Here is a 23,956-nt window from a genome sequence, read left to right as displayed (position 1 = left end):
CTGCGCTTTGTGGTGCCTGCATCTTGTGACGAAGGTCCGAATTCAGCAACACCCAAACCTGACGCGTTCAGAACGTTCCAACGACCTCACGCTCACATGAGCCCGCTGGTGCTACGGTGGTCCTTCATCAAGGAGGTGCGCAATGCCCATCAGGGCAGTTGTATATGTGAGCGGTGCCGGAGAGGGAATCGCCGGCGACAAGCTGGGCCTATCCAACGGAAAGCTGGATCAGATCGTGGATGACGCGGCCCGGTTCAACCGTAATGCTGGGGTTACGGGGGTGCTCCTCTTCGATGGCGAACGCTTCCTCCAATACATGGAGGGGCCAGAGGACGGATTGGCAGTGGCCTACTCCAGGGTTCTGGGTGCCACCAGCCACAACGGCGTTGTCGAGCTGCAAAGGGGCAGGGTGGGGCAACGACGCCTGCCGTTCTGGCCGATGAAGTGGCTTCCGGTAGAGCCAGTGGAACTGAAGCGCTTGGCCCACGCCGATTGGACCCGATTCAATCAGCGCGGCGATGCCGACGATGCCAACGCTACGGCCATGGACCTCTTGGCCGCGTTGGTCGAACCGTACGCTATTGCCGCGTAGTCGGTGCCAAGTGGGCTCCATGGCGCTAGCATGGTCATGGAGCTCTTGACTGAAATGGCCGGACTGGATCATGGAAGAATTGCCAAAGCGAAATAAGAAGCCCAGCCGCAAAGACGGCTTCCCTTGGAAGAGCACCATTGCCGTCGTGGTTATCCTCGGTATTGTTCTTGCCGTATTTGAAATGGGACGAGTCGAACGGGCGTACCGCGCGCAAGCCAACCGGCAGGCCCTTGAAGCCATGCACGCTGTGCTTCAGCAGGAAGAGATCGTCGGCCATCCGGCTGCGGACACGATCCCGGCCAGCGATGCAGATCAGAACGATCAGCAGGCCGGAACAGACCCCTCCACCAAAGCGAAGTGAAGCGTCGGTGCGTAGGTCAAGCACCTGATCAGCGCCGCACCGGCGCAAGTGCAGTGGACAGAGGGTAGGGCTCCGGCCATAGTCATGGCTGGCCAATGGACGTGTCCCATGAGCATCCTCAACGTGCTGATCAGCCGTGACCAGCTTGTCGTTGCAGTGGATACGCTTGCGGAGGATGCGCTGACTGGCGCCCACTCTGCCGGTGCCAAGGTACTCCTGATACCGCAGCACAACGTGCTGCTGGCCACCAGAGGTGGAGCCCAGTTCTTCCTGAAGATCTACGAGCTGGCTCTGCAGGCGAGCTTTCGGGCCGACTTCTCCATTGAGCAGCTTTCGGCCGAGATGGGGCCTGTAATGGACCAACTGTGGTTGAACTATGAGAGGGCGGCCGCAGAGGCTGACCTGCCTATCGAACAGTTGGGGACCGAGATTGTCCTGGGAGGCTGGTCGCCCAGAAGCGGCAGGATGATGGCCACGGTTTATGCCAAGAGCGACAGCCGGCAGGCTACGGCAGTGCAGCCGATCGGTGGCCAGTTCGCGTCACCCGGTGATCCTCTCAAGGGCGTGGCGCCGAGCATGCTGCAGGCCGACCTGATGGCTGCCGGACGGCTACAGGCGGGCTACCTCAATGAGCAGATGGGCCGGCAAGTCGCCGGAGGGCGTCTGCTGATCGGATTCCTTCAACGGGGACAGGCCGTCGTGAAGGACCTTGGGGCGATATGAAGTAGTGTCCCCGCTCGCGTGGGGACGATCCTGCTCGTAGTAGTCAGATGGGGATCAATAGCTCTTAAGGCACGTCGCCTGAGAGCTTGATGTTTGGATGCCGACTACTGGCAAACGTACTCCGTAGAGCTTTCGAAGAACCTGTCGTAGTAGTCGTTGGGATTATCGCCAGAGCCGAAGTACACAAGCTCTGCACGGTAGTAGTTGGTGACCCCGTAAAGTCCCGGTGTACTACAGGTCGCGGGTATCGGACCCTGGTACTTCTGACCTGCGAAAACGTGGTGATACTCCTGGCAGGAATAGCCGCCTCCAACGCCCTGAGGATCTGGCCTACAGGTGCCGCCACCGTACTTCATGTTGTCAAAACCGGTGTATGCGTCTGTCGGGCACGAGCCAAGCCCTTCCGAACCCCAGTCGCCGTACAAATAAACTCCGCTCGGCCCATCCACGCCGCCCTGGCAAAAGTTGGTATACGCCACTGGATAAGGCTGGATAGTTTCCGAATCCACCCATAGCAGGCGGCCCGTTGGCACCCACTGACCAGCGAACGCGCTTTGGGCGAAGCCGACTGACAGCAAGGCAAGTGACATGCCCAACATCAGGCGGCGCGGGGTCGAGCGGCCAGTCCTGCAATCATTTTGCACTGAGTTCACTTCCATCTCTCCATGAGTAGGGTAGTGCTGCACTGCTCGCGCAAGGTCGCAACAGTAAGACGGGGATACAATCGGAAAACCGCCAACACGGCTGTAGGTGAAGCCCTACGCCGAAGTGCAAGAGGCAGCCCGTAGGGGAGTCTGAGCGGTTAAGAATGGCAATTGGTTGGATCGCAGTGGTTGAGACGGCCGGTCGTATCCTTCCGGCCATGATCTCCGCCACCTACCAAGGCTTCCGCACCGCGCCGATCCCGTCTGGCTGGGTCCAGACAGGTGAGCGCTGGGCGCTTTGGTACAACGGCCGCGAGACGGCCAGCGTCACGCCCGACGGCGGTCCCGGGGTCCGGCTATGGATGGAAGGCCAGAAGATGTGGCAAGTGAAGGAAGTGCGCGCGGCCAACGTCCGGCAGGCGAAGCGGTACGCCGAGCGCTGGTGTGCGGCTAGGCTCTATCCCGATCTGCCCTTGCGCCAGGGAGTTGCCAGGCTCACCGACAGCACCCCGATCCAGCCGGAGTCCCCGCTGCCTGGCCTGCCGCCTACCCGAGAGCAGCAGCAACAGGCACGGCGTCTGGCCGAGGCTGGGGCGGTGGAACTGGCGCGAATCAAGGAAGCGCTGGAACCACGCCGACCGCCGAAGGAGATCAAGCCCAGGGCGAGGGATCCTATGAAGGCCTGGGTCAGAGCAGGTAGAGATCAGCTGTCCCGCGCTCGAATCTGATCCCCCGTTCAGGGGAGGCAGTCGCCGCTGATTGCTTGCCACACTTGCCCTTTCCCTAGAGAGAGAGCAACGATGAGCGCCGCCATTCGCAAGACCGCTAGCTTCGGAGTGCCGTGGGAGTCGGCCTACGGGTACGTGCAGGCCGTCCGCGTCAACAACACGATCTTCGTGTCCGGTCAGCTGTCGCATACGGCGGAGGGGCAGTTGGTAGCGCCGGCGGAGCTGGGGGCGGACGGCAAGCCCGCCAATTTCGACACCATGGAAGCCCAGATGAGGCGCACCTACGAGAATGCCCAGGTGCTGCTAGCGGAGCTGGGCGGGTCGCTCGCGGATGTGGTCGAGGAAACGCTGTTCGTCATCGACGTTCCGGCCGCGTTCGCGGCCAGTGGCAAGGTTCGGCCGGCCGTCTATGGTCAGCCCATGCCGCAGGTCGCCAGTAACCTCATTGGTGTCTCGGCGCTTGCATTCCCAGAGCAGTTGATTGAGATCGCCTTCCGGGCCGAGGTCCAAGATTAGGGCGTAGTGCGGGCGGAGCCTTCTCCGCATTGCCGGACCTCGCTGGCCGGACCTCGCTGGCGTTGCAGATCCTCATTGCTTAGCGTCGGCGGGGAACCGTCTTGCCCTTGGCACTGATTCCCAGCCTCTTCTCGAGTCTCGCCTCCGCCGTATCGAGCGGTGGCGGGGGAATGTCACGCACAGATATTCTGGGAGCTGCTACAGGTCGCAGGCGGCATTGGTTCCACCAAGTCTCTAAGTCTTCTCTATGGATGCGATCCGACTTGGCGCTTTGTCCAAGTCTCACAGCGGTGAGTTGCCCGCCATCAATGGCTCTGCGTATCGTCTTGGCAGAGCACGCGCTCTGCTCAGCCGCTTCTGCAACGGTCATTAACTTGCCGGGATGTTGCACTAGCGTTTCCCCTTGCGCTCGTCATAGCGCTGTAGCCGGGCAAGAGCTTCCTTCATCTCAGGGGAGGTTGCAGCTAGGGTTGGTGCGGAAGTTACCGATGGACGCGACCAAGCCTTCGCGCCGTAGATCGCCCGGTAGAGAGCCGCCTTGGCATAGAGCTTCTTCCCCATGAACTTGCGCGGATCAAGATCGTATTCGTGGGCGCGGGCATTGAACTGGCTAACTGACACGCCGCAGTAGTGGGCGGCCACTCGAGTGGCACCAGCGGCGTCGGACGACTGGTATCTGCCCTCCATGAAGCCGTTCCGTTCTGCAACGGCGGCTTTGGCGCATCCGTAGTGATACCAAGCCGCCTCGACATCGCCGCTCCGATGAAGTTGCCGGGCGTGGTCCAGAGTCTCGTTAACGTATCGCACCTGTCTGGCGGTCAACGGGATGGTGCACATCTTCTCGGTCATCGGGTCGCCCTCCAGTCCGAAACTCGACTCTACTTGGCCACACGCCTCGCTAAAGGTCGGCGGCACCAACTCGAAGAGCTCGTAGAAGTCGTCTTCCTTGTCTTCAGTGTTCATGGCTCACTCCTTTGATAACCCATTCAGTTTGATCCCATTGGCCCCAAGTGGCTATCACCGCCCACGGCATCCCCCACGAAAGTGAGTCCGAATGCGAGTCAACGCAGTGAGTGATTACTCGTGACCGCAATAAATTCAATCACTTGAGGATTCGATGTGGTTGCTGGTGGGCCACCAACCCAGCATGCATGAACGGCTGCTGGTCTGCCTTCAAGGCAACATCTGATCCACACGCAAGGATCGAACATGCCCGACACCCGCGCCCCGGTGGAAGACTTCACCACTGAAATCGAAGACAGCCGGCATCTGTTCGCCTGGTGCCTGGTGCGCTACGGCCAGATTCCCGAAGCGCTGGCAATCGAACAGGCACGCGAACGCTATCCGGACCAGACCGCCGGCCACGAATACGAGCACGAACTGCTCTTCCACGACGAGCCCTGGCATTGGGCGATGCTGCACGTGCTGGGCGAAGGGTACTGGCACCAGAACCCGGAACTGGTGCAGCCGTCGCTGGAGTACGACACCGAATCGGACGCGCTGTGCCTGGCGCGTGGCGAGCCGATTCCCTTGCTGGATGAGGATGAGTATCTCGGTGCGCTTTCGCACGCGCGCCATATGCATGCGTGGACGTTGATCCATCAGGCAGGGATTGACGAAGAGCAGGCACAGCGGCAGGCGCTTGAGTACTACGCGTACTTTCCGCCGCATCATCGCTGGCGCATGTGCGTTCACGATGCGCGCGCTGCATGGGTCGACGTGATGAGCGTGCTGCACATCAATGACTACTGGAGCCGGCCCGAAATGCAGAGGCCGCCTGAGGCGTACTGGCGCGCGTCACGTGCATTCGCCCTGGCGCAGGGGCTCCAGCTTCCGGAAACTCCGCCTCCCTCATGAGAGGGCGCTGCAAGGGTGGCATGATGCGGCTTCCGCCGATCCGTACGACAAGGAGCCCGCATGATGCGCAGTGCCCGTATGTTCGTCGCCCTGACTGCCCTTGCGGCACTGCCTGCCGCTGCCGAGCCATCCGACTCACCCAAGCGCCCGTCGGTTGACACCCTGCAACGCCTGATCGTCGACAAGGCACCGCAGACGCGCGTAGCAACACCGGACCACGAGCGCATCACCGCACGGCGCATCGATATCGTCGATGACACGGGGGTGATCCGCATGACGCTGTCCGGCAAGACACCGGCACCGATCATCGATGGCCTGCAGTACAAGCGCGCCTTCAACGTGGCCGGCATGGTGCTGTACGACGACAAGGGCAGCGAACGCGGTGGCTTCGGCACCGCCGATGTCGACGGCGGCATGGCGGTGCTTGCGCTGGACCATCCGGCGATGGATGCGATCGGCTGGCGGGTATCACCCGATGGTGCGGTGAGTTTTTCGATCAACCAGGCGCCGAAACTGATCCGTGAGCCTGCATTGGGCAACAAGCTGATTCCTGGGGTGCAAGCACCGACCCGCATCGGTCTGGTGGTCGGGCCTGACGGCACGCCGGCCATTGCCTTGAACGACAAGGCAGACCGCACGCGACTGCGGCTGACTGTCACTGCGGAAGGCTACGGCGCGATCGAGTTCCTCGATGCGCAGGGCAATGTGATCCACACATTGGCGCCGGAGGCTGAACTTCGGCGCTAGCACGTGCGGGTCGCCGATCGGCGCTTACCCGCGCCGCCCCCTGCCATCAATGCTGTACCGCCCGGCCCCGGTGCAGGCCAGCAGCAGGAAGCCACCGGCCAGCCCCAGGTTCTTCAGGAACATGATCTGTTGGGTCTGGTTGGCGAAGTTGTGATGGAAGATGAAAGCGGTGACCAGGCTGAAACCCACCAGCACGATCGACACCAGCCGGGTCTGGAAGCCGAACAGGATGCACAGTCCGCTGCCGATCTCGAAGGCGATGGTGGGCCAGAGCAGGATGCCGGGCACGCCCATCGCTTCCATGTAGCCCTGGGTGCCGCTGAGATCACCGAGCTTGCCCAGGCCGGAGATGAGGAACAGCGCCATCAGCAGGATGCGTGCAAGCAGGTAAGCGAGCGAATGGGATGAGTGGCTCACGTCGGTGTCCTCGGAGATGGCCGGCGAAGGCGATCGGAGCCCACCGGCAGTGAAGCCCGTGTCTACGCCAAGGGCAAGGCGCCTTGACAGCTGGCCGTCCGCAGGAGACCTTTCTCCCATGACGATTGATATTGAATCGCTCAGCCTTCGGGAGCTGGGCGCCTTGGTGGTTGCCGCTGAACAGCGGAAACAGCTGATATCCAGCCGCCGTCCGGCCAGTGCGGTACGGCGGATGTTGAAGGCCGCAGCAGCAGAAGCGGGGTATACCCTCGAAGAGCTGTTCGGCGGAGAGGTGAACGAAGAGGCCGCTCCCCGCCGGAAACCGGCACGGCGCAGAACCGGGAAAGTGGCTGCCAAGTACCGTGACCCGGAGTACAAGCGCCTGACCTGGTCCGGCCGCGGGCGCATGCCGCGCTGGCTGGCGTCCAAGGTGCAGAAGGGCCACAAGGTGACCGACTTCCTGATTCCCGGCCTGGCCCGGCCGACGGCGCGCAAGAGCAGCCCGATCGGCAAGCGCACGGTTTTCAAGAAGGATTGAACCTGCCGCGCTGCTACCCTGCCGGGGTCTTTGAACGAAGGAACACGGGATGGCGCACGATGGCAGCATGACGATCTCATCCAGAGCCCTCTACATCGCGGCAGGCGCGGCGGTGCTGGTCAGCCTGCTGGCCTGGGCGGTGGAATGGAGTGGGATGGCCTATGTCTGCCCGTACTGCCGCGTGCAGCGCACGGTCATCGGCGTCTTGGGCGTGCTGATGCTGTTTGCACGACCGGGCGGCCTCATCGTGCCCTGGTTGTCGTATACCGCGGGCGGCTTCGCATTCGTGGTCGCGGCGATGCAGCACTTCAACGGCTGGAAGCGTATTTCCGCCGGAGATTTCAGCTTCAACGCGCAGTGGTATATCGACCCGTGGCTGCTGTCAGGTTGCGCGATGCTGATCCTGGTGGCGCAGCTGATGCTGGTGCAGGCCGCATGTCGGCGTAGTCTGCACTGAAGCCTGCCCACGGGCGTAGCGTCAGGCGTTCTGGAACACCGCCAGCTGCGCAGCAAACGCACGCTGGTAGGCGGGGCGCTGCGTTGCACGGCCCACATAGGCCACCACCTGCGGGTACTCATCGAGGAGGCCGCTGCTCTTCAGGCGCAGCAGCACCGAAACCATCATCAGGTCGCCGGCGCTGAACTCGCCCTCCAGCCACAACGCCGATCCCAACCAGGCGGACAGCTGTGACAGCCGCATACGCACGCGCTCATCGAGCATTGGCAGACGCTGCGCATACCAGGGCTGCTCGTGCTCCAGCACCCAGACCATCGAGCGCTCGACGATGGGCGGCTCCACCGTATTCAATGCAGCGAACACCCACATGATCGCGCGCATGCGTGCATCTGGATCAGCAGGAAGCAGGCCGGCATGCTGCTCGGCCAGGTGCAGCACGATCGCGCCGGATTCGAACAGGACCTGGCCGCCGTCCTGCCAGGTGGGGATCTGCCCGAAGGGGTTGCGGGCCAGGTGCGCGGGCTGCTTCAGCTCGGCAAAGCCGAGCAGCTGCACGTTGTAGGGCACGCCCAGCTCCTCCAGCGCCCAGCGCACGCGCATGTCACGGGCCAGGCCCTGGCCGCGGTCCGGTGAAGTGGCGAAGGCGGTGAGGATCGGGCACATCGTGGCACTCCTGCAGGTCGAAGGGCCTGCCTTTCCTGTTCCGACGAACCACGGGGCGGGAAATCGACACCCTTCCCGGGGCGGCGGGCGATACACTGCCCGCCACCCACCACACCTGTGCCTCCTCATGTGGCAGCGCCGCACTTCCCTGGCCGAACTGCAGCAGCAACGCGATGTGCTGCAGGCTGAGATGGATGCGGACGCCCAGCGATGGGTCTCACAGCTTCCGCCGGATGATCTCGTGGCAGCGCTGATGCCGCAGGCGCGCCGGCTTCAGGAGCTCAATCAGCTGATCCTGCGGGCTACACCGCCGCGTGAGCTGATGAAGCGCCTGAAGGCGCTTGAGCGACAGCTGCTCGAACCCGGTGCACAGAACGCAGGCGTGCGGAGGGGGCTGGAAGATGAACTGCGCGATCTGCACCTCTATTTCAGCAATCCCCGCCGTCGCCCATTGACGGCAAAGGTCATTCTCATCCTGTTCGCCTGCGTTCTGGCCGCCTTGTTCCTGCCGAGGCTGCTTGTGGACCTGCTGATCGCTCTCTAGGCCGCCCTCACCCCGCCCGATGCAGCTTCCGGTACTGATCCGGCGTGCACTGCGCGTGCCGCTTGAACATCTCGGCGAAGGCGCTGACGCCGGAATAGCCAAGCTCCTCGGCGATCCGGCTGATCGGCCGGCGGGTGCACAGCGCCTCGGTGGCGCGCACGAACTTCACCCGTCCACGCCAGTCGCCGAGCGACATGCCCAGCTCGCTGCGTGCCATGCGCTCCAGCTTGCGCACGCTCATATGGTGCCGCTGCGCGATTTCGGCAACCGATTCGGCCACCGACAGGTGTTTCTCCATGTACGCCATCACCTGCTTCAGTGCATCGCTGCTGGCGATCGGCAGGAAGCTGGGCAGTACGGCCGCATTGACGATCTGGTCGATGACCACGGCGGCCATACGCCGCTGGGCCGGGGTCTGCGGATCGGTCACGCCCTGCCGTGCCAGTTCGTGCAGCAGCTCGCGCAGCAGCGGGCTGACTTCCAGTGCACGGCAGCGATCAGGCAAGCGGCGTGACAAGGCCGGCGACAGATAGGCCGAGCGGTAGGCCAGCTGCGAGCGGTTGCGCGAGTAGTGGGCCATTCCCGGTGGAATCCAGATCGCGTAGTGCGGCGGGGACACCATCCATTCGCCGTCGATCTTCATCTCCATCACACCCTGCGCGACGAAGTTGAACTGGCCCCACGGATGGCTGTGCGTGCCCCAGTCCGTGGGCTCCATCGCACCCTGCCGGAAGTAGATCGGACCGGGCAGCTGGCGGAAGGTGGGGATTGGCTCCATCGGTTGCTGCAAGCCGGGGTCGGTGTGGCGCATTTTCGGGATGTCCTCGATATGCGCCAAGCGTACGCTGGCCATTCCCCTACGTACACCCGCGTTCCGTGAACTATCTTTTCCCGATCCTCGCCTGCCTGCTGTGGGGCGCGAACACCATCGTTACCAAGCTTGCTTCGGGCTCGGTCGGTCCCATCGACATCGGCTTCTTCCGCTGGCTGGTCGCGGCGCTGGTCCTGCTGCCGTTGGCGCTGCCACGTCTGCGCGAAAACCTGCCGACCGTGCGCGCCAATCTCGGGCGCTTCCTGGTGCTGGGCTGCCTGGGTGGGGTGATGTACCAGTGCCTGGCCTACTATGCGGCGCACTTCACCTCGGCCACCAACATGGGGGTGATCCAGGCGCTGATTCCGTTGATCGCGCTAGCGCTGTCGCGCGTGTTCATGGGCCATCCGGTGCGAGGCACTTCCATTCTTGGCGCGGTGATCTCCACCGTCGGCGTGGTGGCGGTGGTCTCGCAGAGCGACCTGGCGCGGTTGGCAGCGCAGGGCCTGAACCGCGGCGACGCGATCATGCTGATCGGTGCATTGGCGTTCGCCGCCTACAACGTGCTGATGCAGCGCTGGAAGATTCCGCTGTCGGTGCTGGAGTCGCTGTTCCTGCAGGCCACCGCTGCATCGCTGATCCTGTTGCCGGTACAGCTGCTGGTCGGCACCGGGGTGAACAACCTCACGGCGGTCGGCTGCATCGGCTTCGCCGCCGTGTGCGCTTCGATCCTGGCGCCGCTGACCTGGATGACCGGACTGTCACGCCTGGGCGCTGCGCGCGTCTCTGGCTTCTTCAACCTGGTGCCGATCGTGACCGCCGCGCTGGCTGTACTGCTGCTGGGAGAATCGCTCAGTGGCTGGGTACTGGGCGGTGGCCTGCTGGCGGTGTCCGGCGTGGTGTTCGCCGAGTACAGCGCCAGGCGCGCCGCCGCAGTGCCGAGCGAGCAGCCCGCATAGGGCTTCGGTCATGCGGGATACGTGTCTCCGCTCAGCGCCTGTTCCACCCGCTGTTGCAGCGCGTCTGCATCATGGCCGCGTTTGCCCTGCAGGCTGAGATACAGCGAAAGCGGGTCCACCACATCGCCAATACTGGTGAATGCCGGCGGATAGGCCCAGATCTGCAGCCGTGCGCTCTGAAGGCAGTCCGGGCCGGGCATGGGAAGTGCGCCCAGCAACCGCCACGCATCGATGTGCAGTGCGCGGGTGCCACCGATCGGGGGCGGTGACGTTTCAGCAAGCGCATCGAGGCCGGCCGTCGGCGCCGGATGCCCCGCATCGCGGAGTGCCTCGGCGGTCGGGCCCCAGCAGACATCCACTTCCTTCAGGATGGGGGAACGCAGGAACGGCTGTGCCCTGGCCCAGACCTCGTCGCGGTTGCCGGCCAGCTTCAGGAAGCGCTCGCGGCCCCCGGTGGAGCGTTCAACCAGGCCGCGACCGACCAGTTCGGCAGACAGGCGCGACGCCGTCATCGAGGTGTAGCCGGCGACGGCACTGATCTCGCGCGGCGACCACCAGCGCGACTGGCCGCTCAGCAGCACGTGGATCAGTACGGCCTGCGCCGAAGGCAGCAGCGAGATGGCTTTCTTCTCATGATCGGGGTCGTCGCGGAACTCAATGGCCAGGCTCGGCGCGAACAACTGGGTGTGCGGGACCACGAAGTCGATGTGGTTCTCGACCAGGAAGCGGCGCTGGGTCGGCGTGAGATAGGGCGAGACGTACAGCACCAGTGCATTCGCTGCAGAGCGCAGGCAGCGCACATCCTGGATCACGCGGGTGCTGGACTCGCCCGGCTCGCGGGCCACGGCGAGCATGGCGGGGGTTTCCCCGTACAGCATCAGCCCGGCGAGGTGGTAGCGCGATGCCATCGCGTGGGGAATGGCATGCAATGAAGCAAGTGGATGCACTGCCGAGGCGAGCCCGGGAAGAATCCTGCGCAGGTACCGCTGCGCGTCAGCGACCAGGTCGGTCAGGCCGGTGCGAACTGCCGTCGTCATCTCGTACTTCCCTTGCGGCGGCATGTCCGGAAGATCGGAACCCGGCCACACCGTCACATTCAGTGGTGAACCTGGAGACGGGTGTGCAGTGTCGGGGCGCGTGGCGATCCATGCGGTCCTGCTCCTTAGCCGTCATGACATCAAGTGTTGCCGGGAACCTTGGAGATTCCGTCGAAAAACGATGGAGATTGGGTGGAGGCGGTGTGCATCGTGGCCGGCGGACTCCCCTTCCGCCGGCCACGAGCACGGACCTGCCCGTCAGAAGCGCTGCGAGTACTTCACGTACACGGTGCGGCCGATATCGAAGCCGCCGTAATAGGGGAAGGAGCTGGACGGCTTGGAGAACATGATCGGGCCCTGGTGGTTGAACACGTTGTTCGAACCCAGCGCCACGGTGCCGTCCCACGGCAGCTTGTAGCTGACCTGGATATCGTGGAAGGCATTGGAACCGACCTTGCGCAGGGCATCCGGCTCACCGTAGGCGTAGCGGTCGGGCAGGGTGCACGGACGGTTCGGTACGCAGTTTTCAACCATGCCGGAGTAGTAGCGCACGGTGTACTGCGTGCTGAAGTTGCCGAGCTGCCAGTTCACACCCAGGTTCGAGCGCAGGCGGGAAATGCCCGGCTGGCCGATCCGGCCCATCATGATCGTATCGCCGGCCGAGTTCTGGTTCTCCTCGTCGTACTTGGAGACATAGCTGTTCTGCAGGTCGATGGTGAAGCGGCCGAACGAGAACTCGGGCAGGCGGTAGCGGATACCCAGGTCCCAGCCTTCGGTTTCCATCGAGCCCAGATTGGCCAGACCGTAGAACATGCTGGTGATGTGGCCATCGCCAGCGCGCTTGACGCTGCCACAACGCGAAGCGTTGCCGAGCACGTAGCAGTCACGCAGGATGCGGTCGACGCTGTCCTGGATGATCATGTTGGTGATCTTGTAGCTGTACCAGTCGAGGTTGATGTCCAGCCCGTCCACCCAGCGCGGGCTCCAGACCACGCCCACGGTCTTGCTCTTGGACTCTTCCGGGCGCAGCTTCGGATCGGAGCCGGTGGTGAACTCGTCAGGCGTGGCGCACGGATAGCTGGCGCAGGGCTTCAGGCTCTGGTTCAGCTGCTGGTAGCCCAGCGGGACGCCGGCGGCGTTGCAGGCGGCATTGCCGTTGACGCTGTTGGTGGCGCCGATGCCGCACGGGTCGACATAGGTTTCGAAGCTGGTGCCCAGGCCGCCATACAGATCGGAGATGCTCGGTGCGCGGAAGCCTTCGGCGAAGGTGCCACGGATCATGAGCTCTTCGATCGGACGCCAGGCGAAGCTCGCCTTGGAGTTGGTGGTGCTGCCGAAGTTGCTGTAGTCGGAGTAGCGCGTAGCCAGGTTCACGGTCAGTTCCTTGGCGAGCGGCAGGTCGCGCAGGATCGGCACGTTCACTTCGGCGAAGAACTCGTTGAGGCTGTAGTCACCGGCGGTGGTGGATGCGCCCAGTGCGGTGCTCTGGCGCGACTGGGCGAAGGCATCGGGCACGAAGCGGCCTTCTTCCTTGCGGTACTGATACCCCAGGGCGACGGACAGGTCACCGGCAGGCAGTTCGATCACCGGGCCGGAGATGTTGGCGAAGTAACTGCGGGTCTTGGTGATGCCGGTATCGTTGAACGTCGGGAACAAGAAGCGCTGCAGTTCGGGATCGGAGAGAGAGCCAGCCCCCGCGACCCCGAACGGCAGCAAAGGATTCCAGGCCAGGCAACCCGAGACCGGCGATGCCGCCGTGCCACACCGGGCCACACCGTTGGCATCGAGGTAGGAGGGCCCCAATGCCTGCCGGGAAGCGATCAGGCTCATGTCGCCACGGCCTGTTTTTGTAACTTCATTTCGGTTGAACAACGCGCCGACTTCCCAGTCGTACGTCTTGGTGCCCAGCTCGAAGTAGCCGGACAGACTGGGTGCAACCCGCAGCGACTTCAGCTTGCTTTCGGTCGTGCGCGGCACTTCCCACAGGCGGCGATTGAACGCGATGCCGTGGTCGAGCGGGTTGAATACGCTGGCCGCGTCCAGGGGCGTGCCGAACTTGGTCGACTGGTACGGGTAGCCCGCGATCTGCTGGTCGGTGGTGCGCTCGTTGTAGCCGATGTCGGCAGTGAACTTGATCTGGTCGGTCAGCGCATAGTCCGTGCTCAGGAACAGCGAGCGGCGCTCGATGCCGGTCTGCAGGTGCATCTGGTCGTTGCCGTTGGCGAACTCGGCCGGCGTGATCGGGTGGTAGTCGTTCGGGTTCTTCGGATCGCCGCCACGATTGAGGGTCTTGAATACGGCATCACCGGTATTGCACTTGTAGAGCGCCGGGTCGCACCACGAACCGTTCTGGCTGATGTTGCTCCAGTCCGCGCCCGGGTAGTTGGGGCCGGCGCCACCGTACCGGGAGAACTCGCGGTCGCGGGCAAACACCGGGTCTGACTTCTGGTATTCCAGTGCGAGCGTGTACCCGCCACGCTCCCCACGGGCGCCGGTGACCAGCGAGAACGTGCTGTCCTTGCCATCGCCCTGGCTGAACTGCCCGTGCTGCATGGACACTTCCAGGCCTTCGTAGTTCTTGCGGGTGATGATGTTGACCACGCCAGCGATTGCATCCGAGCCGTACAGCGAGGAGGCGCCGTCCTTCAGCACGTCGATGCGTTCCACCGCGCTCATCGGAATCTGGCTGAGATCCTGCAGGCCGCTGGTGGTGGCGCCGAGCCGCTTGCCGTTGACCAGAACCAGGGTGCGCGTGGCACCCAGATTGCGGATGTTGACGTAGTAGCCGCCAACGTTCTCGCCGGACGCCAACGCGCGCGCACGCGAAATGGTCGGCGCGCCGGTGGAGGTCAGGTTCTGCAGCAGGTCGGCGATGGTGGTGAAGCCCTGCTGCTCGATCATCGCGCGGGTGATGGCGATGATCGGCTGCTGCGTTTCGATATCCACGCTGCGGATGGCCGAACCGGTAACCTGGATGCGATCGAGGTTCTTCGGTGTTTTATCGCTGTCATCCTGCGCATGCGCGGCCGGTGACCAGGCAGCGGCCAAGGCCGTGCCCACTGCCAGGGAAAGCAGGGTGTACTTGTAGTGCATTTGGCTCTCTCCAAATCCAGTTGAATGGGTTTCCGCATCGCTGCGTGGAAACCGATCTGAAATCCCGCTGTGCGGAATCGGAAGGAACCTAACACTCCGTTTACAACTCGATTACGTTATGGACGCGTTATCGTCGCGCGCCGGATACAGCGTTCATGCACAGGCCATGCACGAAACCGCGACGCGCACCAAGGGTGCTCTGCTTCAGTCTGGCTGCGGGCTGATGACAGACTTCAGGAGACATCCGATGAATACCCCCGGCAAACCAAGACCCACGTGGAAGCAGTGGCATGTGCTGTTGCTGGTGCTTGCCATCGCACTGTTGGTGACGCTGATCATCGTCATCGCGCCATGGTGAATCGTCGGCGTTCTGCTCAGGTACCGTGAACGCGGAAATGCGACGGGATGAAGGAGTCAGGGCGCGTTGAGGGTGGTGATGCATGCATCAATTCGTACTCACCCAATCGGCACATTCAAACCTCCACAGTGGTCCCGAAGGCAACGCACTCGCGCTGTCATTCTCCATAGACCATCGAGCACACAGGAGCGATTCCATGAGCACCCAGTCCACCATCGAACACCGCCTCAACGACCTGATCGAGATCGCCCGCGACGGAAAGTCGTTCTACGAGGAAGCTGCGACCAAGGTGAAGGATGCCGAACTGTCGGCCCTGTTCACTCGTATTGCCGGCGTCAAGGGCCGCATCGTCGCCGCACTGAGTGGCTCCGTTGCTGCCAGCGGTGGCAAGCCGGCCGAGCACGGCACCGTGGTCGGTTCGATGCAGCAGTTCTATGGCAAGGTCCGCGCTGCATTCGGCGACACCAACTATGGTTACGTGGCCGAGCTGGAAGAGTCCGAAGACCGGCTGCTTGGCGCGTTCAAGGACGTGCTGAAGGATAACGAACTGCCGCCGGCCGTGCGCCAGGAAGTCACCCAGCTTCTGCCTGAAGTGCAGGAGTGCCATAACGTGATGCGTGCGCGCAAGCACGCCATGAAGGCGGCCTGACGATCATCGGCGGCCTTCTCCCCGGGGCCGCCACGGTCGGGGCAGCGTGGCTGCCCCGGCCATCTTTGCAACCAGCGCTCCAACATCATCGCCGCGTGGTGCTACGGCCCAGCAGCAACACCGCAAGGCTGGCCAGCAGCGCGGCGATGGCCGACGTCCACAGTGCACTGGAAAATCCATGGCTGTAGATCGCCTGTGCGAAGGCGGCGGTGCGCGCATCGGCGAAGGTGCCGGTAGCGATCGCATCGGCCATGGGCAGTACGTCGCGCGCGGGAACCGTCGCGGACAGTGCGCTGCGGATGCCCAGGCTCAAGGCACTGGACAGTACGGTGAATCCGAGCAGGATGCCGACAAAGCGCGTGGTCGCGCTGATGCCGGAGGCCATGCCGGCGCGCTCGCGCGGTGCCGCGCCGATGATGGCTTTGGATGTCTCGCCATTGAGGATGCCGCCGCCGGCACCGATCACCACCATTGCGACGAGTGCCAGCCAAGGCAGGTGCTGCCACGCGGCCAGTCCGGCCACGGCATTGCCCGCGGCGGTGACCGACAGCCCGATCGCCAGCACCGCCGGACTGGTCAGATGGCGACCGAGCCGCCGGCCCACGCTGGGAAACAGCAGCATCGCCGCAGCGAACGGAAGCATGCCAGCACCGGCAGCCAGTACGCTCAGGCCGATGCCGTTCTGCAGGTACTGCGGCAGCATCGATGCCATCACCTGTGCGCTGACCGAATAGCCGACCATGGCAATGAGTGCGCCGACGAAACGCGGACTGGCCAGCAGCCCGAGATCGACCATGGGATGTGACCGTGCCCGTTCAACGATGACGAAGGCAACAGCCATGATGATGGCCAGGCCCAGCCCAATCAGCGCCGGGGCCGATGTCCATCCTTCTGCCAGTCCTTCCACCAGGAAGAACACCATGCCGAAGATGGCAGCGCTGAACGTGATGATGCCGGGTGGATCGAGCGGGCGGACCACGCTGTCTGACGACTCGGGTATCCAGCGCAGCGTGCCGTAGCCGAGCAGGCCCAGGAACGGCAGGATCGCGACGAACACCGCGCGCCAGCCCCAGAGTGCGGACAGCACGCCGCCGATCAGCGGTGAGAGCACCATCATCACGCCCATGGCTGTGCCCCAGAACGCCCATGCAGTGTCCTTGGCGGCCCCCTCGTGGTACGTGTGGCCGATGATCGACAGCGAGGGTGCCAGCAGAAAGGCTGCACCAATGCCCTGCAGAGCCCGCGCCAGGTAGAGCAGGGCAGCACCGGGCGCCAGTGCGCAGAGCAGAGAGGTGAGGCCGAACAGGCTGATGCCGATCAGCAGCACCCGGCGGCGGCCGTAGCGGTCGGCGACAGCGCCGGCGGGCAGCAGCAATGAGGTAAAGGACAGGATGTAGGCACTGATCACCCACTCGATATCGGCGAATCCGGCGTGCAGGTCACGCGCGATGCTGGGCAATGCGACCGCGACGGCATTGGTCTCCAGCACGGTCATCGTGCAGCCCAGCGAGGCCACCAGCAGGACCGCGTCAGGCAGCGTGTGCCGTGCAGGCGAAGAGGGAGGAGAGGGCGGCACCGGTCACTCGCAGGAAGAGGAAGACGGCCATTCCATCAATGATCGGTGTTTGTTTCATTCTCGGTGTTTTCTGGTTACGTTAGCTTGAGCCTAACGAAATGCCGCCCATGGAACGCCGTCACCTGGAGTACTTCGTCACCCTGGCCGAAGAACTGCACTTCGGTCGTGCGGCTCTGCGCCTGGGAATTGCCACTCCCACGCTGAGCGTGCAGATTCAGGACATCGAGCGTCGGCTCGGCACGCGCCTGTTCGACCGCGGCCGGCGCGAGGTGCTGCTGACCTCGGCAGGCGAGGTTTTCCTGGCGGAAGCCCGTGATGTGCTGCGCCGGTTCGAACAGGCCGAAACCCTGGGCCGGCGCGCGGGGCGGGGTGAGATCGGCAAGATCGAGATCGGCTACGTCGGCTCGGCGCTGTATGCCGGAGCATTGCAGGATCAGCTCAGCCGGTTCCGCAGCCGCTACCCGGGCGTGGAACTGCAGGTGAGCGAATGGCCGATGGGCGAGCTCCCGCAGCTGCTGCAGGAAGGACGGGTGGATGTGGTGTTCTGCCGGCCTCCGATGGATGTACCCGACAGTTTCGGCGAACACACCCTGGTCGAAGACCAGTTCTGCGTGGCCCTGCCGGAAACCCATCCGCTGGCGCAGGCCCGGTCGCCGGTGCAGCCGGCGTCATTGGCCCGGGAGGGTTTCGTCATGCCGGAGCAGCCGGTGGGCGCAATGGAAGTCGGGCGCCGCGGCGGTTTCATTCCACGTATCCGTTCCCAGCCCGGGCATCTGGCGGCGGTGTTGGCCGAGGTGTCGGTCGGCGTTGGTTCGGTGGCGATCGTGCCATCGGTACTGCAACGCACGCTGGTGCTGCCCGGAATGATCTATCTGCCACTGGCGGGCCCCACCATCGTCTCGACCATCGCTGTGCAGTACCGGCGGGCAGAGACTTCGCCAGTGGTGCGGCGGCTGATCGAGCAGGTGAAGGAGACACCGTGCAGGCGCATCGACATGTTGCCCCTGGCCTGAGCGCCGCGCGGCAGGTGGACGATTGCTACACTGGTGCCACCTGCATTCGCATTCGATGGACACCATGAACAACGGGAACGGTCCGCAGACAGTTCGCTGAGCCGCAACAACGACGCAGACGTTGTTGCGGTGATCATCCCTGCGATGCACGCGAATTGGATGGATCACCGCCGGATTCACTCTGGGCGGAGACTCCCCATGTTCAATCGTCAGGCCCCGCGTTGGGCCCATACCCTGCCATCGGCCATCGTGCTGATGGCGCCGTTCGACCTCCTGGCCTCGCTGGCCATGGATATCTATCTTCCCGTGGTACCGGTGATGCCGCAGGCATTGCAGACATCACCAGCGGTGGTGCAGCTCACGCTGAGCATCTATCTGCTGGTGCTCGGCCTGGGCCAGTTGCTGTTCGGTCCGTTGTCCGACCGCATCGGGCGGCGGCCGGTCCTGTTGCTGGGGGCGTTGCTGTTCGCGCTTTCGTCGTTCGCGCTGGCCATGTCCAGCAGTGGCGCGGCATTCCTGGCCTGGCGAACCGTGCAGGCGGTGGGAGCGTCGGCGGCATTGGTGGCGACCTTTGCCACGGTGCGTGATGTGTATGCTGATACAGCCGAAGGCGCGTCGCTGTACGGGCTGTTTGCCTCGATGCTGGCCTTCGTGCCGGCGCTGGGACCGATCCTCGGCGCCCTGCTGGCAGGCGCCTTCGGCTGGCGCGCGATCTTCGTTCTGCTCGGCGTACTGGGCATGATCGCCGGCATGCGCGCGGTACGGCATTGGCAGGAAACCCGCCCGCAGTGCCGGGAGGCGTCGCGACCCGCGCTACGACGCATCCTCGGCAGCGGCGCGTTCTGGGTCTACACGCTGGGCTTCAGTGCGGGCATGGGCACGTTCTTCGTGTTCTTCTCGGTCGCGCCCCGGCTGCTGGTCGGGCGCATGCAGTACTCGCCGCTGTCGTTCGGCCTGGCCTTCGCCACGGTGGCGCTGGTGATGATCGTCACGGCGCGGATGGCGAACGTGTGCATTGCCCGCTGGAACGTGCGCGGTACCTTCCTGCGTGGCCTGTGGGTGATGGTGGCCGGCGTACTGCTGATGGCGTTGGCCGCAGCGTGGCCTCCCTCGTTCGTCGGAGTGGTGCTGCCCATGTGGGGCATCGCGGTGGGGCTGGTGATGGTGGTTTCGGTGGCTGCAAGCGGCGCGCTGCGTGATTTCGCCGACGCGTCAGGTACGGCGGTGGCCCTGTACTACGCCGTGCAGAGCCTGATCGTGGCAGGCATCGGCACGCTGGTTACCCTCGTGCTGCCCGGCGATACCGTGTGGCCGCTGGTGGCCTATGGGTTGCTGTTGCCACTTGCCAGCCTGGCAGGTGCCGCCGCGCTGCGGCATCGCGCATAACGCTGGGTGGCGGGCAAAAAAGGGGGCGGCCGCAAGGCCGCCCCAACCCGTCAAGAGAGCACGTGTTTAGAAGCGCACAGACCAGCGTGCGGTGGCGCCATGGTCGCGGCTTTCACTGCCGAACTGGCCGCTGTAGCCCAGCTCCAGCTGCTGCCGCGGGGTCAGCCACGCCGCCAGGCCCAGCTCGGCCACGACGGCGTTGTCGGCAATCGGTGCGCCCTCGACTGCAAAGGTGGTGCTGCTGTTGGCGAAGGCCAGGTTGGCCACCTGGCTGCGGTCACCGAAGGCGCGGCGATAGCCCACGCCACCGCGCAGGTGCAGCCAGCTGTCCTGCTGGAACGATGCCTTCAGGCCCTTGTCGAAGCGCAGGCCAGCGGTGGCGATGGTGGTGCCGGTGTCGTCCACCTTGCCGTGCAGTGCGGCCGCGCCGCCACGCTCGTTGATCTGCTTCAGGTCCACTTCCACGCGGGCGACCTGCAGGTACGGCTCCAGCCCGCCTTCCGCATTGCCGAAGCGGTAGCCCGCTTCGATGAAGGCCTGGCGCGTACGTGCGTTGTAGCGCGCGCTGAGGCTGTCGCTGAAGCCGGCGAAGGCAACATCACGCGTGCTCTTCACTTCGTTGCGGCTCCATGCCACGCCACCACGCAGGCCGAAGCCGCCCCAGGTATGGCTGGCATAGGCGCCGAAGTGCGTGTTGTCGATCTTCGACTTGGCACGACGCTCCTGCTGCTTCACGTCGGTGCGGCCGGTACCGGCCAGCACGCCGATCTGCCAGCCACCGAACTCGCGGTCGATGCCGACCAGCAGGCCGTTGCTGTTGGCGTCGGTGCGCGCGGTGTTGCTGTTGCCATCCAGCTTGCTGTTGCCGCCCAGTGCCTGCACCCAGGCGCCGGTGGCATCACCCGCATCGGCACCGGGTGCGGTGGCACCGGCACGACGTGACAGTGCGGCATCGCGCACATAGCGGCTGCCCTCGACCAGGGCCAGCGCCGTGGCCGGATGCAGCTCGCCGCTGAGGCCATCGAGCACGCCACCCACCTGTTGCGGGAACAGTTGGGTCAGCGGCTTGGGCAGGCCCTGGTTGATCGCCAGTCCATCGGCCACCGCCGCGGCCGCACGCTGGTTCGGCGTGGTGGCGGCGCTGGCGAGCGAGGCACCCCGAGCCACGTCGATGCGGGTGCCATTGGCGCCGTAGGCCAGGCTGAACTGCAGGAACGGCGAGAACGCACTGAAGTCGGTTTTCGCGAACTGGCCGCTGACACCGCCGTCGGCGCGGATGAAGTTGAACTGCTCGCCGAGGTAGTAGGTACCCGGCTCCGGCAGTGCGACCAGGGTGCCGCCGAGAGTGGCGGTGCCGGTTACGTGCAACTGGTCACTGCGGCCGCCCGGGGCAAGTTCGGCGGCATAGACGCCGGTTGCGCCCTGCACGTAGTTGCCGTTGATGGTCAGCGTGCCGATCGAATTGCCGGGCGCGATGATGCCGTCCACACGGGTGTTGCCCAGCGTGCCGATGCCCTTCAGCAGGCCGTTGGCACCGACCGTGGTGGTGCCGCCGGTCTGCGTGCCGTTGAAGGACACCACGCCACCGTTGACCGTCAGGTTGCTGTCCTTCAGCAGGCCGCTGCTGCTGACCGTGCTCACGCCTCCGGTGGTGTTCAGGGCGGTGGAGACCAGCGAGCCGTTGAGCAGGAACTGGCCACCCTGAACTTCGACCGCTGACGTGAGTGTGTTGGTGCCGTTCAATTCCAGCGTGCCGTCCTGCAGCACTGCGCCGTTGAAGGTGTTGCCACCACTCAGGCGCAGCCAGCCGATGCCGGACTTGGTCAGCTTGCCGGGGCCGCCGATGTCGTTGGTCCAGTCATCCCAGGCATCGCCTTCCCACACCTTCAGGCCACCGGCCTTCTGGTTCATCACCACGTTGGTGTCCACGCGCAGCGAGCCGTAGCCTTCGATGGCCTTGCGCAGGTCGACCATGCCCCAGCCGTAGATCTCATCGACGCCCGGATCGCCCAGATCGCGGGCGGTGGTCAGCAGCACGTCGCGGACCTGGGCGTTGTCCAGATAGGGGAAGCGCTCCATCAGCAGGCCGAGCGCGCCGGTGATGTGTGGCGCCGCCATCGACGTGCCCGTCTTGGTGCCATAGACGTACTGGGTGCTCTCGCTGTCGATGATCAGGCGGACATAGGCGGAAGTGTTCTCGACGCGACCCTGGATATCACCGGACACAATGGTGCTCAGGATGTCGGTGCCCGGTGCCGAGATGCACCAGTTGGCGGCAACGCCGCAGATACTGGAACTGCCATCGATCACGTAGTCGGTTTCGCCCGCAGCAGCGTTGGGCCGGCGGACGTTGGCCACGGCCAGCCAGTACGGTTCAAGTTCCGGCTTCCAGCGCGGCATGGCGGCCGTGATTCCGGCGACGGCGCCACTGCCGTTACCAGCCGACCACACCTGGATGAGGGTGGAGGAGGGGGCATCGCCATCGTTGGCGTAGATGCTGCCATACACGCCGTAGCCGTCACCGATCGCTGCATACTGTGCATCCAGCGCGGCAGCAGTCATGTTGCGGGTAGAGATACCCCAGCTGTGGTTGATGGCGCGCACGCCCTGCGCCTGGATCTGCGCATACATATCCAAGGTAGCGGTGTCATCGGGATCGGTGCGATATAGCGCGCGCGGACGATAGAAGTTGTCCGGATCCAGGCGCCACTCATAGTAGGTATCACCAAACACACGGGCTGCGGTCAGGTTCGAACCGAATGCTACGCCATGCATGCCTTTGCCATCGCGGTTGGCACCGATGGTACCCAGCACGTGGGTGCCGTGGTCGGCGTAGCTGAAGCCATAGGGCTGGCCTGCCGCGATCAGGCGTGCGGCCAGTGCGGCGGGAACGCCGGGGCCAAGGCCGTAGTAGTTGTAGCCTGGCTGCTCGCCACGGGTTTTTTCGCAGGCACCGGTACCGGCCACCACGCCTGGCGTGGCGCAGTCCGCGCCGATGGTGATGCTGGACGTATTGCGCCCCGCAAATTCCTGATGGGCCAGTGCCGAGCCCGAATCGAACAGGGCAAGACGTACGCCCTGGCCGGTCAGTCCACGTGCATAGGCGTAATCGGCACCCATCGCACCCAGCCCCCAGTCAGCGTTGAATTCATCGCTGCGCCAACTGGCTGCATCGCCGGGGTTGCCGAGAACGGACGTGTTGGCCGCCGCTGGCGTGGTGGCCGTCGGTGCTGCGGACGCGCCGACGCCTGGTTGCGCCCAGGCCGCCTGCAACTGGCGCTGTTGTTGCCAGACCTCGAATGAGTCGTTGGCCATGGCGGGCAACGTGCTGGCAAGCAGCAATGTGCTGGTGACCGCCAGCGCGAGGCGGCTGTGCAGGGGAGAACGGGAGTGGGACGAACGGCCGTGCAGCGGGTGATTCATCGGACAACTTCCTTGATTGACGGACAACAAGGCCGTTAACCCCGCAGCGCGCCGATCCCCCCCAGTGGTGTGAAGGAAATTTAATGAACAGGTTAATGTTCCGTGACACGGGCGTTCACTCCATCTCCCGGAGGCCTCGCTGCCGTGGCCCGGCCTGGGCTCACCAGGCTTATCAAGGAGTGATGTCGATGCGTACTTTCAGGAAAATGATCGCGGGTGCGGTGTTCGCCTTGGCCTGCAGCGGTTCGGTTGCTGTGGCTGGGCCGATTCCGCCATGCGATCTTCCCTGTTGGAAGGCTTACCAGGCGTGTCTGTCCGGTGGCGTTGATGCGATGGAATGCCAGTACGAATACGATCGTTGCATCATGGATCGCTGCGGCGCTGTGTAAGCAGTGGCAATGCAGGATTGATGACGAGCCCCGTCCCTGACGGGGCTCTTCTGTTTCAGCGCCGCCCGCTTGCAGGTCATGCACGCAGCAGCGAGGATGGGGAATCGCATCGGAGCCGCCACACATGGCCGTCAAACGTGTCGTCGCCAACATCGCCACGCCTGACCCTGCGCGTGCCGCAGCGTTCTATGGCGAGCTGCTGGGCATGCCGGTGGTGATGGACCACGGCTGGATCGTCACCCATGGCGGCCAGGGCAGTGCGCTGGCACAGGTCAGCTTCGCCAGCGAAGGCGGCGCCGGAACCCCGGTGCCGGACCTGTCGATCGAAGTGGACAACCTGCAGGAGGTGCTGGATCGCATGCGCGCGGCCGGCATTGCGCTGGAGTATGGCCCCGTCGATGAACCCTGGGGCGTGCGCCGCTTCTTCGTACGCGACCCGTTCGGGCGCTTGTTGAACATCCTCGCCCACGCCTGA

25 protein-coding genes are annotated in these 23,956 nt (G+C 64.3%); 16 read left to right on the top strand and 9 right to left on the bottom strand.

Going from position 1 to position 23,956, the window contains the following annotated elements; translation table 11 throughout:
- Nucleotides 1-142: 142 nt before the first annotated feature.
- From ACZLHH_RS20965 to ACZLHH_RS20945, 5 genes are all read left to right on the top strand, one after another.
- Nucleotides 143-592 carry a BLUF domain-containing protein gene (locus ACZLHH_RS20965; protein ID WP_180845250.1) on the top strand — a complete coding sequence of 150 codons (450 nt, stop codon included), beginning with the start codon at nucleotides 143-145 and terminating at the stop codon, nucleotides 590-592.
- 70 nt (nucleotides 593-662) lie between these two features.
- Nucleotides 663-953, top strand: a complete 291-nt coding sequence (locus tag ACZLHH_RS20960) for a hypothetical protein (RefSeq protein ID WP_180845251.1) — start codon at nucleotides 663-665, stop codon at nucleotides 951-953.
- 108 nt (nucleotides 954-1,061) lie between these two features.
- The gene (locus tag ACZLHH_RS20955; protein WP_197573092.1) at nucleotides 1,062-1,676 is read left to right on the top strand and encodes a hypothetical protein; all 615 of its coding nucleotides are present in this window, start codon (nucleotides 1,062-1,064) and stop codon (nucleotides 1,674-1,676) included.
- Between the two features lie 808 nt (nucleotides 1,677-2,484).
- Nucleotides 2,485-3,048, top strand: coding sequence for a hypothetical protein (locus ACZLHH_RS20950; protein WP_478478737.1), 564 nt, complete (start codon nucleotides 2,485-2,487; stop codon nucleotides 3,046-3,048).
- 72 nt (nucleotides 3,049-3,120) lie between these two features.
- Nucleotides 3,121-3,564, top strand: a complete 444-nt coding sequence (locus tag ACZLHH_RS20945) for a RidA family protein (RefSeq protein ID WP_171956541.1) — start codon at nucleotides 3,121-3,123, stop codon at nucleotides 3,562-3,564.
- Between the two features lie 79 nt (nucleotides 3,565-3,643).
- Here ACZLHH_RS20945 and ACZLHH_RS20940 read toward each other — a convergent pair whose 3' ends face one another.
- A complete protein-coding gene (locus tag ACZLHH_RS20940) occupies nucleotides 3,644-3,934 on the bottom strand; it encodes an excisionase family DNA-binding protein (protein ID WP_171956542.1) in 291 nt (96 codons plus the stop codon).
- A 20-nt stretch (nucleotides 3,935-3,954) separates the two neighbouring features.
- A complete protein-coding gene (locus ACZLHH_RS20935; protein WP_180844720.1) occupies nucleotides 3,955-4,527 on the bottom strand; it encodes a hypothetical protein in 573 nt (190 codons plus the stop codon).
- 246 nt (nucleotides 4,528-4,773) lie between these two features.
- Here ACZLHH_RS20935 and ACZLHH_RS20930 point away from each other — a divergent pair, with 246 nt between their 5' ends.
- Together ACZLHH_RS20930 and ACZLHH_RS20925 are read left to right on the top strand one after the other, a co-directional pair.
- The gene (locus ACZLHH_RS20930; protein ID WP_180844719.1) at nucleotides 4,774-5,421 is read left to right on the top strand and encodes a hypothetical protein; all 648 of its coding nucleotides are present in this window, start codon (nucleotides 4,774-4,776) and stop codon (nucleotides 5,419-5,421) included.
- Nucleotides 5,422-5,481: 60 nt separating this feature from the next.
- Entirely contained in the window at nucleotides 5,482-6,168 is a 687-nt protein-coding gene (locus tag ACZLHH_RS20925) for a hypothetical protein (RefSeq protein ID WP_180844718.1), read from the top strand.
- Nucleotides 6,169-6,192: 24 nt separating this feature from the next.
- Here the strand turns inward: ACZLHH_RS20925 and ACZLHH_RS20920 are convergent, their stop codons facing one another.
- The gene (locus ACZLHH_RS20920; RefSeq protein WP_180844717.1) at nucleotides 6,193-6,585 is read right to left on the bottom strand and encodes a DoxX family protein; all 393 of its coding nucleotides are present in this window, start codon (nucleotides 6,583-6,585) and stop codon (nucleotides 6,193-6,195) included.
- Between the two features lie 118 nt (nucleotides 6,586-6,703).
- On the opposite strand from ACZLHH_RS20920, the gene ACZLHH_RS20915 reads away from it, so the two are divergent.
- Together ACZLHH_RS20915 and ACZLHH_RS20910 are read left to right on the top strand one after the other, a co-directional pair.
- The gene (locus ACZLHH_RS20915; RefSeq protein ID WP_049423730.1) at nucleotides 6,704-7,123 is read left to right on the top strand and encodes an H-NS histone family protein; all 420 of its coding nucleotides are present in this window, start codon (nucleotides 6,704-6,706) and stop codon (nucleotides 7,121-7,123) included.
- 49 nt (nucleotides 7,124-7,172) lie between these two features.
- The gene (locus ACZLHH_RS20910; protein ID WP_180844716.1) at nucleotides 7,173-7,580 is read left to right on the top strand and encodes a hypothetical protein; all 408 of its coding nucleotides are present in this window, start codon (nucleotides 7,173-7,175) and stop codon (nucleotides 7,578-7,580) included.
- Nucleotides 7,581-7,601: 21 nt separating this feature from the next.
- On the opposite strand, the gene ACZLHH_RS20905 is transcribed toward ACZLHH_RS20910, so the two are convergent.
- Nucleotides 7,602-8,243, bottom strand: coding sequence for a glutathione S-transferase family protein (locus tag ACZLHH_RS20905; protein ID WP_180844715.1), 642 nt, complete (start codon nucleotides 8,241-8,243; stop codon nucleotides 7,602-7,604).
- A 127-nt stretch (nucleotides 8,244-8,370) separates the two neighbouring features.
- On the opposite strand from ACZLHH_RS20905, the gene ACZLHH_RS20900 reads away from it, so the two are divergent.
- Entirely contained in the window at nucleotides 8,371-8,787 is a 417-nt protein-coding gene (locus ACZLHH_RS20900) for a hypothetical protein (RefSeq protein ID WP_180844714.1), read from the top strand.
- 7 nt (nucleotides 8,788-8,794) lie between these two features.
- Here ACZLHH_RS20900 and ACZLHH_RS20895 read toward each other — a convergent pair whose 3' ends face one another.
- The gene (locus ACZLHH_RS20895) at nucleotides 8,795-9,598 is read right to left on the bottom strand and encodes an AraC family transcriptional regulator (protein ID WP_180844724.1); all 804 of its coding nucleotides are present in this window, start codon (nucleotides 9,596-9,598) and stop codon (nucleotides 8,795-8,797) included.
- A 65-nt stretch (nucleotides 9,599-9,663) separates the two neighbouring features.
- Between ACZLHH_RS20895 and ACZLHH_RS20890 the strand changes: the two genes are divergently transcribed.
- On the top strand, nucleotides 9,664-10,557 hold the full coding sequence (locus ACZLHH_RS20890; protein ID WP_478478736.1) for a DMT family transporter: 894 nt from the start codon (nucleotides 9,664-9,666) through the stop codon (nucleotides 10,555-10,557).
- 8 nt (nucleotides 10,558-10,565) lie between these two features.
- Here the strand turns inward: ACZLHH_RS20890 and ACZLHH_RS20885 are convergent, their stop codons facing one another.
- Both ACZLHH_RS20885 and ACZLHH_RS20880 read right to left on the bottom strand, forming a co-directional pair.
- Nucleotides 10,566-11,594, bottom strand: a complete 1,029-nt coding sequence (locus tag ACZLHH_RS20885; protein ID WP_049462006.1) for an IclR family transcriptional regulator — start codon at nucleotides 11,592-11,594, stop codon at nucleotides 10,566-10,568.
- Nucleotides 11,595-11,852: 258 nt separating this feature from the next.
- A complete protein-coding gene (locus ACZLHH_RS20880; protein WP_180844713.1) occupies nucleotides 11,853-14,687 on the bottom strand; it encodes a TonB-dependent receptor in 2,835 nt (944 codons plus the stop codon).
- A 554-nt stretch (nucleotides 14,688-15,241) separates the two neighbouring features.
- Here ACZLHH_RS20880 and ACZLHH_RS20875 point away from each other — a divergent pair.
- On the top strand, nucleotides 15,242-15,694 hold the full coding sequence (locus tag ACZLHH_RS20875) for a PA2169 family four-helix-bundle protein (protein ID WP_005419568.1): 453 nt from the start codon (nucleotides 15,242-15,244) through the stop codon (nucleotides 15,692-15,694).
- Between the two features lie 85 nt (nucleotides 15,695-15,779).
- On the opposite strand, the gene ACZLHH_RS20870 is transcribed toward ACZLHH_RS20875, so the two are convergent.
- Nucleotides 15,780-17,270 carry an MFS transporter gene (locus ACZLHH_RS20870; protein ID WP_343205603.1) on the bottom strand — a complete coding sequence of 497 codons (1,491 nt, stop codon included), beginning with the start codon at nucleotides 17,268-17,270 and terminating at the stop codon, nucleotides 15,780-15,782.
- Between the two features lie 107 nt (nucleotides 17,271-17,377).
- Here ACZLHH_RS20870 and ACZLHH_RS20865 point away from each other — a divergent pair, with 107 nt between their 5' ends.
- Complete coding sequence (locus ACZLHH_RS20865) at nucleotides 17,378-18,283, top strand: LysR family transcriptional regulator (RefSeq protein WP_032128595.1); 906 nt, start codon at nucleotides 17,378-17,380, stop codon at nucleotides 18,281-18,283.
- A gap of 198 nt (nucleotides 18,284-18,481) precedes the next feature.
- Complete coding sequence (cml, locus tag ACZLHH_RS20860) at nucleotides 18,482-19,669, top strand: CmlA/FloR family chloramphenicol efflux MFS transporter (RefSeq protein ID WP_180844712.1); 1,188 nt, start codon at nucleotides 18,482-18,484, stop codon at nucleotides 19,667-19,669.
- A gap of 66 nt (nucleotides 19,670-19,735) precedes the next feature.
- On the opposite strand, the gene ACZLHH_RS20855 is transcribed toward cml, so the two are convergent.
- Nucleotides 19,736-23,092, bottom strand: a complete 3,357-nt coding sequence (locus ACZLHH_RS20855; protein ID WP_180844711.1) for an autotransporter domain-containing protein — start codon at nucleotides 23,090-23,092, stop codon at nucleotides 19,736-19,738.
- Nucleotides 23,093-23,280: 188 nt separating this feature from the next.
- On the opposite strand from ACZLHH_RS20855, the gene ACZLHH_RS20850 reads away from it, so the two are divergent.
- Nucleotides 23,281-23,481 (top strand): hypothetical protein, encoded by a 201-nt coding sequence (locus ACZLHH_RS20850; RefSeq protein ID WP_080291777.1) that lies wholly within the window; start codon nucleotides 23,281-23,283, stop codon nucleotides 23,479-23,481.
- Nucleotides 23,482-23,605: 124 nt separating this feature from the next.
- Nucleotides 23,606-23,956 (top strand): VOC family protein, encoded by a 351-nt coding sequence (locus ACZLHH_RS20845; protein WP_180844710.1) that lies wholly within the window; start codon nucleotides 23,606-23,608, stop codon nucleotides 23,954-23,956.

Source organism: Stenotrophomonas sp. 28608_Sma (genome assembly GCF_056486185.1).
The sequence above is the reverse complement of the archived record's forward strand: the minus strand, read 5'-3'. Positions and strand labels throughout refer to the sequence as shown.